The following is a 14,355-nucleotide window of genomic DNA, read 5'->3' as shown; positions in this document are numbered from 1 at the left end:
CCCGGGGCGGGCTGGCCATCCTGGACCGGTAGCGCGGCCCCTTTCGAGCGACAAGGAGCACGGCATGCCCATGGATCCGGTCGAACGGTTCCTCACGGCCCTGGACCCTCACCACCGGGACGTCGTCGGCAACAGGCCCCGCGAGGAGCAGGAACGGCTGGCGGCGGCCTGGGAGCGGGAGCTGGAGGCCGACACCGAGCTCGACTCCCTCGACGAGTTGTCCCCGTCGGCGGCGGAGGCCGAGGCGGCCCGCCGCGTCCTGGACCGCGAGCCCTGAGACAGTCCGCGGTCAGGGGTGCGCGTGGGCGACGGCGTGGCCCTTGCCGCGGCCGGTCATCCACTTGTTCACCGGCGTGGTGACCGCGAACGCCACGGCGAAGCCGCCGATCGGAACAGCCCGTCCGACAGCTGCGCGTCCATCGCGCCCGGCGTCAGGGCGATGATCGCGTTGTCGCCCGGTTCCCTCACCGCGATGGAGACCGTGCCGGCGGCCGGCGCCACTCCGATCGCGGCCTTGGGGGCAGGCCCGCGCGCACCACCGCGAGGAGCGTGAAGGAGCAACCGAAGGCGAGGGCGATGCGGCGGCCCGGGTCTGCGGGCGGATTCCGCCGCAGACCCGGGCGCGCCGGGAGCGCGCCGTACCGCGCCGGCCGTGCCGTCAGGCCGCTCGGGCGGGAGTCGCCCGGCTCAGTTGCCCACCCCGAGACCGGCCATGAAAGCGGGCGGACAGCGGTCGCCGCGGGCGGCGCCCGGCGGCACCGCCTTCTCGATCTCCGCGAGGTCGTCCGCGGTGAGGTCCAGGGCCGCCGCGGGCAGCGCCTCGGTCAGCCGCTCCCGGGTGCGGGGGCCGAGCCGCCGCTCGGCGGCGCCCACCGGACGGCGGCACCGTGCCGGACCGGCAGCTGCGGACCCGGCGCCGCCGCCTCGTACTCGCCTTCGACGGTCTGTTCGCCGTCGACGCCCGCACGCCGTCGCACCGGCCCGCGCCTCACCGGCCTCCGTCAACCCGTCCGGCCCGCGGGCGGCTCGTCGCCGCCTGCGGCATGACGGAGGCAGGAGGTGACGACCACGAAGGGCCACAGGGACTGAAGGGTCGTCACCACGCGTTCCGCGACACCGGCCGCCCCCTGACGGTGCGTCTCGACGAGGAACCACACGGCGCCGACGAGCATCAAGGCGGTCGCCGCGGCCGAGACCGCCGGCCGCAGCGCCCATGGAGCGGCGCCTCCGCCGGTGGCCAGCAGCGGCCACAGGGCCAGCAGCGCGAATCCGACGGCGGCCACCGAACCGTGCCGCAGGGACCCTCCACTGCTCGGCACCGGCAGCAGCGCCACCACCAGCGCCGCCACTCCGCCGCCGGCCAGCGCCACGCGTCCGGCCGTCGCCGCCGCCCGCAGCCCCCAGGCGGTGAGCAGATGGCAGGCGCCCAGCGCCAGCAGCGCGACGGTCATCACCCAGGACCCCGCGGCTCCGTAGGCCGCCAGGACGCTGATCGTCTGAGTGACGGGGTCGTAGGCGGGTCCCTCCAGCGACGCCGCGGTCGTCCAGCCCCCGATCAACAGGACGGGCGCACATCCCGAGGACAGGAGGGCCCATCTGGTAACAAGCGGCATCGAACCACCATAAGACGCGTCCGGTCATCCCTCAGCGGACATTCAGGAGATGAGGCGCGCCGAGCCGGAGCGTAGGGTGAGTGCCGTCGGTACGGATCACGCGGAGGGATCATCCATGGGCACGGTCACCACCCCCGACGGCACGGTCATCTTCTACAAGGACTGGGGTCCGCGCGACGGACAGCCGATCGTCTTCCACCACGGCTGGCCGCTCAGTGCCGACGACTGGGACAACCAGATGCTGTTCTTCCTCTCCCACGGCTATCGCGTGATCGCGCACGACCGACGTGGTCACGGGCGCTCCAGTCAGACCTCGACCGGCCATGAGATGGACACCTACGCCGCGGACGTGGCGGCGCTGACCGGAGCCCTCGATCTCCGAGGGGCCGTACACGTCGGACACTCGACCGGCGGCGGAGAGGTCGCGCGGTACGTCGCGCGGGCCGAGCCCGGCAGGGTCGCGAAGGCGGTGCTGGTCGGCGCGGTTCCCCCGGTCATGGTCAAGTCCGAGAGCAATCCCGGCGGTCTGCCGATCGACGTCTTCGACGGGTTCCGCGCGGCCCTGGCCGCCAACCGCGCGCAGTTCTTCATCGACGTGCCGTCGGGCCCGTTCTACGGATTCAACCGGCCCGGCGCGGAGGTCTCCCAGGGGTTGATCGACAACTGGTGGCGGCAGGGCATGATGGGGGCGGCCAACGCCCACTACGAGTGCATCAAGGCGTTCTCGGAGACCGACTTCACCGAGGACCTCCGGCGGATCGACGTCCCGGTCCTCGTCGCGCACGGCACCGGCGACCAGGTCGTCCCCTACGAGGACTCCGCCCCGTTGACGGTCAAGCTGCTCAAGAACGGCACCCTGAAGTCCTACGAGGGGTACCCCCACGGCATGCTGGCGACCCATCCGGACGTCCTCAACCGCGACATCCTGGAGTTCATCAGGTCCTAGCGCGGCCCGGTCGTTCGGACGGCGCCGAAAGCACACACGGTCGGAGCACCGGTCCTCGACGGCGTGAAGATGCTGGATCTCTCCGGCCCCGCGGAGTTCTTCAGCGGGGCCGACCGGTACGGCGCCGACCGGGCACGCGCGTTCCCGCTGAGCCACGGGCTGTCCGAGGGGGACGCGGAGCAGGTGTGGACGGCCGACGCCCCGCGCACCACCCCGGAGATCCTCTACGGACCGACGCCTGGAACCGCCGTCACCACCGCGGGCGTCGCGACCGACGTGCCCGGCCCGCGCCTCGGCGGCATCATCCGGGCGCGGACCGGCGAGGTCATCCCCACCCGGACTTCAGGCGGCAGATCCTCCAGGCCTTCACCGACGGCTTCAGGCACCGCCCGGACGGCGCCTTCGGCACGGTGAACGCGGACGTCCTCGAGCACTTCGTCCCCGGTCTTCCCCGGATCGACTTCGTCGACGTCGTCCGCAACTCCGCCCGGCCGAAGTGAGCCGGCCGCCGCGCACGGCCGGTGTTCACGTCCCCGCCGGCACCGGCCGGCGCAGGAGGTAGCCGGCCGCCGCGACGACGAGGGCTCCCATGCAGGCGATGAACACCAGCCCCGCGCCTTCCAGGCCCATCGGGCCGGTCAGCAGCCCGACACCGATGACCGGCACCGAAATGCCGAGGTACGCCACCACGAACAGCGTCGAGATCACCGCCGCGCGCCGGTCCGACGGGGACGCCCCGCTCACCGCGGACAGCGCGCCACGGAAGGCGAGTCCCTGGCCGAATCCTCCGGTGACCGCGCTGAGCACCACCAGCGTCAGCAGGTCCCAGTACAACGCGGCCGCGAGCAGCGCCAGCCCGGTGAGGAGTCCGGCGCAGCCCAGCGGCAGTGACCGGACCGGGCCGGCCCGGCCGGCGGCCAGCTGCCCGCCGGTCGAGGCGAAGAAGGCCAGCGCCACCACCAGCCCGCTCACGGCGTGATCGGTGACGTCCAGGGACCGCGCGAGGAAGGCCGGACTGACGGAGGTGAACACGCCGAACAACGCGAACCCCACGAAGGAGGCGGCCGCCGCCGGGCCGAACACCGGCCGCACCCGCGCCGGCACCCCCGGCCGCTGCGGCCGTACGGTTTTCAGCGGGCGGCGCTCCGCCACGGTCTCCGGGAGCCGCAGCAGGACGGCGGCCGAGCAGGCCACCAGGGCGAGGTGCACGGCGAACGGCAGGTACAGCGGCCAGGGCGCGTACTCGGCGAGGAGGCCGGCGAGCAGCGGGCCGCAGCCGAGGCCGCCCATGTTGACGGCGGTGGCGACGAACGTGGCCCGGGACGTTCCGCCGGGCGGCGCCGACTCCATGACGTAGGCCGTGGCGGCGCCGGTGAACAGTCCGGCGGAGAACCCGGACAGCAGCCGCCCGGCGTACAGCCAGCCCAGCGCGGTGGCGCACAGGAAGCAGACGGCGCTCGCGGCCGCGCACCCCAGACCCCACAGCAGCACCGGGCGCCGGCCCACGGCGTCCGAGGCGTTGCCGGCCAGCAGCAGCACTCCGATGACCGCGAAGGCGTACACCGCGTACACGACGGTGACCGTCAGCTCGGAGAAGCCGAACTTCTGCTGGTACAGGGGGTAGAGCGGGGTCGGCAGCGTGGTGCCGGTCATGCACACCGCGAACACCGCACCGCCGAGCAGACACGCCCGCCATCCGCGGCGATCACCGGCCATGTCCCGACGCTAACGCCTCAGCCCGCAGCGGTCCCCTCCGGCACGCCACCGGGGGTCACCGACCGTCCGCGGCCCCGCCCGTCGGAGCTGCCGTGACGATCCCGGACACGGCGGGAGGTGGGAGAAGGGAAGCATGGGCAGGCCCTGGATCACGGACGTCGCGGAGTGCGCCGGCGTCTCGGCGAAGACGAGGGCGAACGTCCTCGGCGACTACGGGCACGTCTTCGAGCGGACCCGGGCCGCGGTACAGGGGGCCGTCGACGCCCTCGGCCACCGGGGCGACATCGCCGGACGGCAGCCGCGCCGGGGCCGTACGGGCGTGATCGCCCCGGCCGTGGCGGACCTGGACGTCGCCTGCTTCGCCGAACCGGCCCGGCACGTCATGGCGGGGACCGAAGACCGGGGCGGCACCACACTGCCGGCCGGGACCGGCGGGCGGCACGAGGAGGAACCGGCCGCGGTGCGCGGGGACGACGCCCGGTCCACCGGCGGTGTCGTCCGCTCGCCGCTCGCCCTGGAACCCGGCGCCCCGGCCGATCGCGGAACCCGGCTGCCGCTGGTACCGCTGGGCGAGTGCGACCTGCCCGGCAGCGCCGGCCACGTGGCGCCCTGCCTCCACGACCGCCTGGTGCTCACAGCGGTGCGGGCCCTTCACGCGGACGGCCGGCCGGTGTTCGAGGACCTCGACGTGGTCGGGTTCGACGACATCGAGGCCACCCGGTTCAGCATCCCCGCCCTCACCACCGTCGCCCCGGACAAGCGTGGCGTCGCGCGGCGGGCGGTGAAGTCGCTGCCGGACCGTATCGACGCGGGCGGGCCGGGCGGACCGGCGGTCGACGAGACGGCGGGGCACCGGCCGATCGCGCGGGAGGGCTCGGGAGGCCGAGGGAGGCCGGGCCGCTCCGGCCGGCGGCCCGCCCGTGGACGCGGGCCCGCGTCGGTGGACGGCGCGGGCCCGCCGGGACGACACTTCCCTGGACGGCCCCGTCGCCGGCCCTCGAAAGCCGTCCGGTCCGGCGAGGCCCGCGGGCCGTTCCCGGCACGCCCTCGTTCACGCCTTGTCAGTGTCGCGGAACGGCGTGTATAACGTTGTAAAACTTGAGCCCAGCGGCTCGGCGCACGGCTCATGGTGACGGCGGGCATCCGCACCGACCAACCGGGTCGGGCCGCTCACGAAGGGATTGCCGTGCGGGTCAGCCTCAAGGACGTCGCCGCGCACGCGGGGGTCTCCATCAAGACCGTCTCCAACGTGGTGAACAACTACCAGCACGTCACCCCGGCCATGCGCGAGCGTGTGCAGCGGTCCATCGACGCGCTCGGCTACCGGCCCAACCTCGCCGCCAGGCACCTGAGGAAGGGGCGTACGGGCATCATCGCGCTCGCCCTGCCCGAGCTCGGGAACCCCTACTTCGCCGAACTGGCCGCCTCCGTCATCGACGCGGCGTCCGAGCACGACTACATCGTGCTGCTCGACCACACCGGGGGCATGCGCGAGCAGGAGTTGCTGGTGAGCCAGGGCTTCCGGGCCCGGGTCATCGACGGCCTCATCCTCAGCCCCATCGAGCTGGAGGCCGAGGACCTGCGCGACCGCGCCGAGGACGTGCCGCTGGTCCTGCTCGGCGAGCGGGACTACGACCTGCCGTACGACCACATCGCCATCGACAACGTGGCCGCGGCCCGCGCCGCCGTCGGGCACCTGATCGGTCTGGGGCGCCGGGAGGTGGCGTTCATCGGGGCCCGGCGCGGACGCAGCGAGCCGGCGCAACTGCGGGTGCGCGGCTGGCGCGAAGAACTCACCGCGGCCGGACTGCCGGCCGACGAAGGGCTCGTCGCCGCCACCGACGGCTGGGGACACGCCGACGGGGCGCTGGCCATGCGGCACATCCTGGACGGCGGACGGCGGCCCGACGCGGTGTTCGCCTACAACGACCCGATGGCGATCGGGGCGATGCGGGTGCTGCACGAGCGGGGGCTGCGGGTACCGGAGGACATCGCCGTCGTCGGCTTCGACGACGTGATCGAGGGACGCTTCGGGGCGGTGACGCTCACCTCCGTGTCGCCGGACAAGGCCGCCATCGGCCGGCTGGCGGTGGAGTCGGTGCTCGCCCGCCTCAACGACCGGGCGCCGCAGCCGCGCCGGATCCGGGCGGATTACCGACTCGCCGAACGGGAGAGCACGTTGGGGCGGGCCGCCGCGGAGAAGCCGGCGCACGCCTGAGACACCGGGCGCGCCCGTCCGGGTAGTACGTCACGGGCGGCGTCCCCGGTTTCGCGACGAACCCGCGCCCCTGGTGCCGCCGCGGACACGACACGGCTGTGGCACGGGGATCGCCGGCGGGTGACACACCGGGCGGCGGCCGGAGGCCGGGCGGGCGCGCCGGGAACGCGACACACCCGCGGAACCGGCGTGACCTCGTGCGCCCATGAGCACCGGCACGCCGGAGTGCGCGCGACCGGGGGCCGGTCGGACGCGCTCGGCGGCGTGACGGGTGCGCGGCCCGGCGTTCGCGGGGCGCCTCCCCCAACGCCCCCGGGTCCGCTCCCGGGGCGCCTCCCAGCCCTTCGAAGCACCGGGCGAGGCACAACCGCCCGTGGAGAACGGGGCCTTCCCGGCAAGCGCTTGCCCGGTCGGGCGGCCCGGAAAACGCGCCGCCGGCTCTTCGCTCCGTTCGGTCCGCACCTCGTGCACAGGGGGTTTACAGCCCTCTTCCAACGATGTAAAACCTCCTTGCGGCGCACCGGACGCCGCTTCGCACAGGGGGAGCAGCACCACGTCCGCGCGTCCTTCGGCTCCCCAGTTCCCTTTCAGCGTCACCCGGATCGGGGTCACCATGCAGCGCACCACTCACCGTTCCCGCCTCCTCGCCCGTCCCGTGGTCGTGGCCTTGGCCGCCGCCGTGGCCCTGACCGCCACCTCCTGCGCCAAGTCGGAGGACGACGCGTCGGACGGCAAGAAGTCCCCGGCGGCCGCCGCCGACTCCGAGCAGAAGGTCGTCACACCGAAGCCGGGCAGCAAGACCTGCACCATCGACGCCTACGGTGGCGAGAAGATCGACCTGAAGGGCGCCACGGTCGGCTTCTCCCAGTCGGAGAAGGAGGCCAACCCGTTCCGCATCGCGGAGACGCAGTCCATCAAGGACGAGGCGGAGAAGCGGGGCGTCGAGCTGCTCACCGCCAACGCCCAGTCGCAGTTCTCCAAGCAGATCAGCGACGTCCAGGACCTCCTCGCCAAGGGCGCCGACCTGCTGGTGATCGCGCCGCTCAACTCCGACGGCTGGGACCCGGTCCTGCAGGCCGCCGCCGCGAAGAAGGTCCCGATCGTCACCATCGACCGCAAGATCAACGCCACGGCCTGCAAGGACTACGTCTCCTTCATCGCCTCGGACTTCGTCGAGCAGGGCCGCCGTGCCGCCGACCAGATGATCGAGGCCACCGACGGCAAGGGCGAGGTCGCCATCCTGCTGGGCTCGGCCGGGAACAACGTCACCACCGAGCGCACCAAGGGCTTCAAGGAGCGCGTCGCCGAGAAGGCCCCCGGCCTGAAGGTCGTCTTCGAACAGACCGGTGACTTCACCCGTGAGAAGGGCCAGCAGGTCACCGAGCAGCTCATCCAGTCCAAGCCCGGCATCAAGGGGATCTACGCGGAGAACGACGAGATGGGCCTGGGCGCGGTCGCCGCGCTCAAGGGCGCCGGCAAGAAGGCCGGCGACATCAGGATCGTCACGGTCGACGGCACGCGCAACGCCGTCCAGGGCGTCGTCGACGGCTGGATCAGCGGCGTCATCGAGTCCAACCCGAGGTTCGGCCCGCTGGCGTTCCAGACGCTGGACACCTTCACCCAGGGCAAGGAAGTCCCCCAGGACGTCGTGATCCAGGACAGCGCCTACGACGCCGACAACGCCGAGCAGGACCTCGGCAAGGCCTACTGATCCGCTCCGGGCCCGGCTCACGGGCCCCCGTCCGTCCGTCACCCCTTTCTTCCTGGAGGCACAGGTGGCTCCCCCCGCCGAAGTCCTCGCCGTCCGCGGACTGAGCAAGTCCTTCCCCGGCGTCCGGGCCCTGGACGACGTGGACCTGACCCTGCACCCCGGTGAGGTGCACGCCCTGATCGGCGAGAACGGCGCCGGCAAGTCGACCCTCATCAAACTCCTCACCGGGGTGTACCGGCCCGACGCCGGTGACATCGTTTTCCAGGGCGACAAGGTCTCCTTCGCCACCCCGCTGGAGGCCCAGAAGGCCGGGATCTCGACCATCTACCAGGAGGTCAACCTCATCCCGCTGCTGAGCGTGGCCCGCAACCTCTTCCTGGGCCGCGAGCCGCGGAACCGTTTCGGCCTGCTGGACTCCGCCCGCATGAACCGCGAGGCCGAACAGGCGCTGGGCGCCTACGGCGTCCGGGTGGACGTCCGCAGGCCGCTGCGCGCCCTCGGCGTCGGCGCGCAGCAGATGGTCGCCCTGGCCCGCGCGGTGGCGAGCGAGGCCCGGATCGTCATCATGGACGAGCCGACCTCGTCCCTGGAACCGCGGGAGGTCGAGACGCTGTTCTCGGTCATCCGCCGGCTGCGCGACGAGGGCATCGCCGTCGTCTACGTCAGCCACCGCCTCGACGAGCTCTACGCCGTGTGCGACACGGTGACCGTGCTGCGCGACGGGCGTCGCGTCCACCACGGGCGGCTCGCCGACCTCGACCGGCTCTCCCTGGTCTCCACCATGCTGGGCCGGGAGCTGGGCGAGGTCCGCCGGGAGGGTCTGACGAAGTTCACCGGCGGCCACCACGCCACCGACAGCCGGCCCGTGCTGGAGGCCCGCGGACTGACGGTCCCGCACACCCTGCACGAGGTGTCCGTGAGCATCCGTCCCGGCGAGGTCGTCGGCCTGGGCGGGCTGCTCGGCTCCGGGCGCACCGAGACCGCGAAGGCCGTCTCCGGTGCGCTGCCGACGAGTTCGGGCAGCATCACGGTGGCCGGGATCCCGCTGCGCGGCGGCTCCACCCCCGCGGCGATCCGGGCGGGCATCAGTCTGCTGCCGGAGGACCGCAAGAGCGAGGGGATCGTGCCCGGTCTGTCGGTCCGCGAGAACATCTCGCTGGCCGTCCTGCCCCGGCTCTCCCGCTTCGGCCTGGTCTCCGAGGCACGCGTCGACAGCATCGTGGACACCTTCGTCGAGCGACTGCGCATCAAGGCGTCCTCGCCGCGGCAGAAGGTCGGTGAACTGTCCGGCGGCAACCAGCAGAAGGTGCTGCTCGCCCGCTGGCTGGCGATGAACCCCAAGGTGCTGCTCCTGGACGAGCCCACCCGGGGCATCGACGTCGGGGCCAAGGCCGAGGTGCAGAAGCTCGTGGACGAACTGGCCGCGGACGGCCTGGGCGTCCTGCTCATCTCCTCCGACCTGGAGGAACTGATCGAAGGGTCCGACCGCGTGGTCGTACTGAAGGACGGTGCCGTCGTCGGCGAGCTGACCGGCGACGAGGTCACCGAGGACAAGCTGATGCGGACCATCGCCGGGCACTCCCCGGACGGGGACGCGGTCGAGGAGGCGGCCACCGATGGCTGAAGCCGCACTCAGGACCGCCCCGCTGGACAAGGCCCGCGCCCTGCAGTGGCTGCAGAAGTACGGCGTGTACGCCGGCGTGGCGCTGCTGCTGGTCGTCAACATCGCCATCACGCCGCACTTCCTGTCCGCGGAGAACTTCCGCACCCAGGCCGTGCAGGTGGCGCCCGTCATCATCGTCGCGCTGGGGATGGCCCTGGTCATCGGCACCGAGGGCGTCGACCTGTCGGTGGGTGCCGTGATGGCGCTGGCGGCCTCCGTGACCGCCCTCTACCTGGGCTACGGCCTGGTGCCCGCGCTGCTCGTGGTGGCGGTGTTCGCCGCCGCGGTCGGGCTGGCGAACGGGGCGCTGGTGGCGCTGGTCGGGGTGCAGCCCATCGTGGCGACACTCGCCCTGATGGTGGGCGGGCGTGGCGTGGCCCTGGTGCTGCTGCCGCAGCTCCAGGACCTGCGCAACCCGCAGCTGGCGTCGCTGGGTTCCGGTGACGTGCTGGGGATCCCGTACCTCATCCTGATCGCCGCCGGGCTGGCGCTGCTGGTGGCGTTCGTGGTGCGCCGCACCACCTTCGGACGGCAGCTGCTCGCCATCGGCGACAGCCGTCCGGCCGCGCAGCTCGCCGGACTGCCGGTGCGCCGCGTGCTGATCCTCGTGTACGTGATCTGCGCGCTGCTCGCCGCCGTGGCGGGGGTGCTCGCCACCGCGCGGCTGCAGGCCAGTGACCCGACGTCGCTGGGCAACCTGATGGAGCTGTCCGCCATCACCGCCGTCGTGGTCGGCGGGACGCCGCTCACCGGCGGCCGGGTCAACATCGCCGGGACGGTGGCGGGCGCGGTCCTCATCCAGCTGCTCACCGCCACCCTGATCAAGCACGATCTGCCGCCGTCGTGGACGCAGATCGCGCAGGCCGTGGTGATCGTGGCCGCGGTCTACGCGGCGCGGGGACGGGGGAAGCGATGACCGTCACGAAGACGCAGGCGCCGGTGAGCGTGGACGACGGCAGGCGGCCGGCGGGCGACGGGCCCGTGGGGCCGGCGCGGTCCGAGCGGCTGACCGCCCTGGTCCAGCAGCACGGCGCGCTGGCGGTGCTGGTGATCGTCTCCCTGGTGGCGACGTTCAGCTTCGACTCGTTCGCCACGGGCGACAACGTCAGCAACATGGCGACGAGTTCGGCGTTCCTGGCGATCGTCGCGCTCGGCATGACGTTCGTGATCATCACCGGGGGCATCGACCTGTCGGTCGGCTCGCTGTTCGCGCTCGGCGGGGTCCTCGCGGCCTGGGGTTCCCGGCACGGGACGCTGGTGGCGCTGCTGTTGCCGCTGGTGGTGTGCGGCGCGATCGGCGTGGTCAACGGCCTGCTGGTGGCCCGCTCCCGCCTGGCGCCGTTCATCGTCACCCTGGCGGCCATGCTCGGCGCCCGGGGGCTGATGCTGGCGATCACCGACGAGGGCGCCGACACCTATCTCATCGGCAAGGGCTCGTTCCTGGCCGAGCTGGGGCAGGGCAGCACGCTCGGCCTGGGCAACCCGGTGTGGATCATGCTGGCGCTGTTCGTCGCCGGGGCGGTCGTGCTGCGCCGGACGCGGTTCGGACAGCACGTGTACGCGGTCGGCGGCAACGAGGACGCGGCGGCGCTGATGGGCGCCCCGGTGGCCCGCACCAAGATCCTCGTCTACACGCTGTCCGGGGTGCTGGCGGGCCTCGCCGGGGCGCTGAACGCCGCCTGGCTCGCCTCCGGGGTGACCATCCTGGGCAACGGCATGGAGCTGGAGGCCATCTCCGCCGTCGTCATCGGCGGCACGCTGCTCACCGGAGGGCTCGGCCACGTCAGCGGGTCGCTGGTCGGGGTGCTGCTGCTGAAGGTGATCCAGAACGTCATCAACCAGATCGGCTCGCTGGACTCCTCCTACCAGCAGGTCGTCAGCGGTGCCTTCCTGGCCGTGGTGGTCGTCGCCCAGACATGGCTGGGGCGCCGACGGCAACTGCTGTAGACCCCGGACGCGGTGGCGGGTTGCCTCAGGCTCGCGCCGCCGCGTCCGGTACGGCGGCCGGTCACGCTCCTCGCGCGGCCGGCCGCTTCTCGCACGCGTACGTCTCCCACCCCCACTTCCCGAGGAGTGACGATGCGTAGGACACCCGCACCCGTCCCACTCGCCGCCCGCCCGAGACCGCGGTGGACGGCAACCGTTCTGGCGGTGCTGGCCCTGCTGGCCGGCACCGCCCTCACCGTCCCCGGGGCAGCGACCGCGGCACCCGCGGCGTGGACGCCGAAGCCCGCGCCGATGACCACGCCCTGGACGAACCAGGTCCCCGTCGACACCCCGCTGCCGGAGTATCCGCGCCCGCAGCTCACCCGCCCCGAGTGGGCGAACCTCAACGGCGTCTGGGACTTCGCTGTCACCGCGGCGAACGCCGGCCGGCCCGCCGCGTTCCCGGAGCAGATCCGGGTGCCGTTCGTCGCCGAGTCGGCGCTGTCCGGCATCCAGCGCCGTATCACCCAGAACGACAAGCTCTGGTACAAACGCACGTTCACCGTCCCGGCCGGCTGGGACGGCCGGCGCGTCCAGCTGCACTTCGGCGCCAGTGACTGGCGCACCACCGTGTGGGTCAACGACCGGCAGGCCGGCGCCACCCACGACGGCGGCTTCGACTCCTTCTCCTACGACGTCACCGGCCTGCTGAACCGCGGCGGCGCCAACACGCTCGTCGTCTCCGTGTGGGACCCCACCCAGAACGGCACCCAGGCGGTCGGCAAGCAGCGGCTGAACGACGTCACCCCGCACCCGGGTGGTGGCATCTTCTACACGGCCGCCTCCGGCATCTGGCAGACGGTGTGGCTGGAGCCCACGTCGGCGGCGCACATCACCCGGCTCGACATGGTGCCCGACCTCACCAACAGCCGGCTCAAGGTGACCGTGCGGGGAGCCGGGACGAGCGGACACCAGGCCCGCGTGACCGTCTCCTCCGGCGGCACCATAGTCGGCACGGCCACCGGTCCCGTCGGCACGGAGTTCACCGTCCCGGTGCCGAACGCCCACCGGTGGACACCCGACGATCCCTTCCTCTACGACGTGCGCGCCGACCTGCTGTCCGGCTCGACGACGGTCGACACGGTCGGCAGCTACACCGGCATGCGCACCGTCGGTCTCGCCCGGGTGGACGGTGTCCTGCGGCCCGTGCTCAACGGCCAGTTCGTGTTCCAGACCGGCACACTCGACCAGGGCTACTGGCCGGACGGCATCTACACCGCGCCGACCGACGCGGCCCTGCGGTTCGACCTGCAGAAGCACAAGGACCTGGGCTTCAACATGGTGCGCAAGCACATCAAGGTGGAGCCGCAGCGCTGGTTCTACTGGGCCGACCGGCTCGGGCTCCTCGTCTGGCAGGACATGCCGTCCATGGAGCGCACCCCGGACGCCGCGGCGCGCGCGCAGTGGGAGGCCGAGTACGACCGCGTCATCGACCAGCACCGCAGCTCCCCCGCGCTGGTCATGTGGGTCAACCAGAACGAGGGCTGGGGCCAGTACGACCAGGCGCGCATCGCCGACGAGGTCAAGGCGTACGACCCGTCGCGCCTGGTGGACAACATGAGCGGGGTCAACTGCTGCGGGGCCGTCGACGGCGGCAACGGCGACGTGGTCGACCACCATGTCTACGTGGGTCCCGGCACCACGGTGCCCAGCGCCACCCGCGCCGCGGTCCTCGGAGAGTTCGGCGGACTGGGCTTCAGGGTGGCCGGCCACGAGTGGTATCCCGGCGGCGGCTTCAGCTACGAGGACCAGCCCGGCCTCGCGCACCTGAACGACCGGTTCGTCGGCCTGCTGGACGGCATCCGTGAGGTGCGCGTGCCCCGGGGGCTGTCCGCCTCCGTCTACACCGAGATCACCGACGTCGAGAACGAGGCCAACGGCCTGCTCACCTACGACCGTCAGGTGGTCAAGGTCGACGAGGCCAGGGTCAGGGCCGCCAACCGGGCGCTGATCGACGCGTCCCGCTCACCGGCCGCCCCGGTGACGCTGCCCACCGGTCAGTACAAGTCCCTCCGTGTGACGACCCCGGGCCACACCGACCGCTCGGTGCGGCACCAGGACGGCGCCGTGTTCACCGCGGTCGTGACCGGCGGCAGTGACGCGCTGCTGAGGAACGACGCGACGTGGCGGATCGTGCCCGGTCTGGCCGACGGCACCTGCTACTCGTTCGAGTCGCGGAACTACCCGGGCGAGTACCTGCGCCACCGCGCCTACCGCGTGTACAAGGAGGGCGGCAGCGGCGACCTGTTCCGCGCCGACGCCACCTTCTGCCCGGTCCGGGGCGCGAACGGCGGGGTGAGGCTGTCCGCCTACAACTTCCCCGGGCAGTATCTGCGCCACTACGACGCCGAGTTGTGGCTGGCCACCCCGGGCGGGGCCCACGCCTGGGACAGCCCCGCCCTCTTCGCCGAGGACACCACCTGGGCGGTGGAGGCCCCCTGGGCCCCCTGACGCCATGAGGAACGGGGTGGTGCGGGCGCCCATGGGCGCCCGCACCACCCC

12 protein-coding genes and 2 pseudogenes are annotated in these 14,355 nt (G+C 72.7%); 10 read left to right on the top strand and 4 right to left on the bottom strand.

Annotation, left to right across the window (positions count from 1 at the left end):
• Nucleotides 1-64: 64 nt before the first annotated feature.
• Nucleotides 65-277: a hypothetical protein gene (locus ADK41_RS14585; protein ID WP_030826569.1), complete on the top strand. Its 213-nt coding sequence runs from the start codon at nt 65-67 to the stop codon at nt 275-277.
• 12 nt (nt 278-289) lie between these two features.
• On the opposite strand, the pseudogene ADK41_RS43130 reads toward ADK41_RS14585, so the two are convergent.
• From ADK41_RS43130 to ADK41_RS14570, 3 genes and pseudogenes are all read right to left on the bottom strand, one after another.
• Nucleotides 290-578: pseudogene (locus tag ADK41_RS43130) on the bottom strand (DUF4396 domain-containing protein); the annotation flags it as partial.
• A 109-nt stretch (nt 579-687) separates the two neighbouring features.
• A pseudogene (locus ADK41_RS14575) lies at nt 688-852 on the bottom strand (aldo/keto reductase); the annotation flags it as partial.
• A 149-nt stretch (nt 853-1,001) separates the two neighbouring features.
• A complete protein-coding gene (locus ADK41_RS14570) occupies nt 1,002-1,613 on the bottom strand; it encodes a DUF998 domain-containing protein (RefSeq protein ID WP_030826567.1) in 612 nt (203 codons plus the stop codon).
• Between the two features lie 115 nt (nt 1,614-1,728).
• Between ADK41_RS14570 and ADK41_RS14565 the strand changes: the two genes are divergently transcribed.
• Both ADK41_RS14565 and ADK41_RS42505 read left to right on the top strand, forming a co-directional pair.
• A complete protein-coding gene (locus tag ADK41_RS14565; protein WP_030826564.1) occupies nt 1,729-2,559 on the top strand; it encodes an alpha/beta fold hydrolase in 831 nt (276 codons plus the stop codon).
• A 69-nt stretch (nt 2,560-2,628) separates the two neighbouring features.
• Nucleotides 2,629-2,973, top strand: coding sequence for a hypothetical protein (locus ADK41_RS42505; RefSeq protein WP_199822384.1), 345 nt, complete (start codon nt 2,629-2,631; stop codon nt 2,971-2,973).
• A gap of 111 nt (nt 2,974-3,084) precedes the next feature.
• Here ADK41_RS42505 and ADK41_RS14555 read toward each other — a convergent pair whose 3' ends face one another.
• On the bottom strand, nt 3,085-4,275 hold the full coding sequence (locus ADK41_RS14555) for an MFS transporter (RefSeq protein WP_030826562.1): 1,191 nt from the start codon (nt 4,273-4,275) through the stop codon (nt 3,085-3,087).
• 133 nt (nt 4,276-4,408) lie between these two features.
• Here ADK41_RS14555 and ADK41_RS14550 point away from each other — a divergent pair, with 133 nt between their 5' ends.
• From ADK41_RS14550 to ADK41_RS14520, 7 genes are all read left to right on the top strand, one after another.
• Nucleotides 4,409-5,362: a substrate-binding domain-containing protein gene (locus ADK41_RS14550; protein ID WP_063756532.1), complete on the top strand. Its 954-nt coding sequence runs from the start codon at nt 4,409-4,411 to the stop codon at nt 5,360-5,362.
• A 99-nt stretch (nt 5,363-5,461) separates the two neighbouring features.
• Nucleotides 5,462-6,493 carry a LacI family DNA-binding transcriptional regulator gene (locus ADK41_RS14545; protein WP_030826557.1) on the top strand — a complete coding sequence of 344 codons (1,032 nt, stop codon included), beginning with the start codon at nt 5,462-5,464 and terminating at the stop codon, nt 6,491-6,493.
• A gap of 613 nt (nt 6,494-7,106) precedes the next feature.
• Nucleotides 7,107-8,204, top strand: coding sequence for an ABC transporter substrate-binding protein (locus tag ADK41_RS14540; protein WP_030826556.1), 1,098 nt, complete (start codon nt 7,107-7,109; stop codon nt 8,202-8,204).
• A gap of 64 nt (nt 8,205-8,268) precedes the next feature.
• Entirely contained in the window at nt 8,269-9,828 is a 1,560-nt protein-coding gene (locus ADK41_RS14535; RefSeq protein ID WP_030826554.1) for a sugar ABC transporter ATP-binding protein, read from the top strand.
• Nucleotides 9,821-10,783 (top strand): ABC transporter permease, encoded by a 963-nt coding sequence (locus ADK41_RS14530; protein WP_030826553.1) that lies wholly within the window; start codon nt 9,821-9,823, stop codon nt 10,781-10,783. The genes ADK41_RS14535 and ADK41_RS14530 overlap by 8 nt, the downstream gene beginning before the upstream one ends.
• Nucleotides 10,780-11,814, top strand: a complete 1,035-nt coding sequence (locus ADK41_RS14525; protein WP_030826544.1) for an ABC transporter permease — start codon at nt 10,780-10,782, stop codon at nt 11,812-11,814. Before ADK41_RS14530 ends, ADK41_RS14525 begins: the two co-directional genes overlap by 4 nt.
• Before the next feature lie 132 nt (nt 11,815-11,946).
• Nucleotides 11,947-14,304, top strand: a complete 2,358-nt coding sequence (locus ADK41_RS14520; RefSeq protein WP_030826542.1) for a glycoside hydrolase family 2 — start codon at nt 11,947-11,949, stop codon at nt 14,302-14,304.
• Nucleotides 14,305-14,355 lie beyond the last annotated feature (51 nt).

Source organism: Streptomyces caelestis, from assembly GCF_001279005.1.
Taxonomy (GTDB): Bacteria; Actinomycetota; Actinomycetes; order Streptomycetales; family Streptomycetaceae; genus Streptomyces; species Streptomyces heliomycini.
The sequence above is the reverse complement of the archived record's forward strand: the minus strand, read 5'-3'. Positions and strand labels throughout refer to the sequence as shown.

Bases quoted from the DNA above. Each gene is read 5' to 3' on its own strand.
- ADK41_RS14585 (WP_030826569.1), top strand. From the start codon at position 65: ATGCCCATGGATCCGGTCGAACGGTTCCTCACGGCCCTGGACCCTCAC.
- ADK41_RS14570 (WP_030826567.1), bottom strand. From the start codon at position 1,613: ATGCCGCTTGTTACCAGATGGGCCCTCCTGTCCTCGGGATGTGCGCCC.
- ADK41_RS14565 (WP_030826564.1), top strand. From the start codon at position 1,729: ATGGGCACGGTCACCACCCCCGACGGCACGGTCATCTTCTACAAGGAC.
- ADK41_RS42505 (WP_199822384.1), top strand. From the start codon at position 2,629: ATGCTGGATCTCTCCGGCCCCGCGGAGTTCTTCAGCGGGGCCGACCGG.
- ADK41_RS14555 (WP_030826562.1), bottom strand. From the start codon at position 4,275: ATGGCCGGTGATCGCCGCGGATGGCGGGCGTGTCTGCTCGGCGGTGCG.
- ADK41_RS14550 (WP_063756532.1), top strand. From the start codon at position 4,409: ATGGGCAGGCCCTGGATCACGGACGTCGCGGAGTGCGCCGGCGTCTCG.
- ADK41_RS14540 (WP_030826556.1), top strand. From the start codon at position 7,107: ATGCAGCGCACCACTCACCGTTCCCGCCTCCTCGCCCGTCCCGTGGTC.
- ADK41_RS14530 (WP_030826553.1), top strand. From the start codon at position 9,821: ATGGCTGAAGCCGCACTCAGGACCGCCCCGCTGGACAAGGCCCGCGCC.
- ADK41_RS14525 (WP_030826544.1), top strand. From the start codon at position 10,780: ATGACCGTCACGAAGACGCAGGCGCCGGTGAGCGTGGACGACGGCAGG.
- ADK41_RS14520 (WP_030826542.1), top strand. From the start codon at position 11,947: ATGCGTAGGACACCCGCACCCGTCCCACTCGCCGCCCGCCCGAGACCG.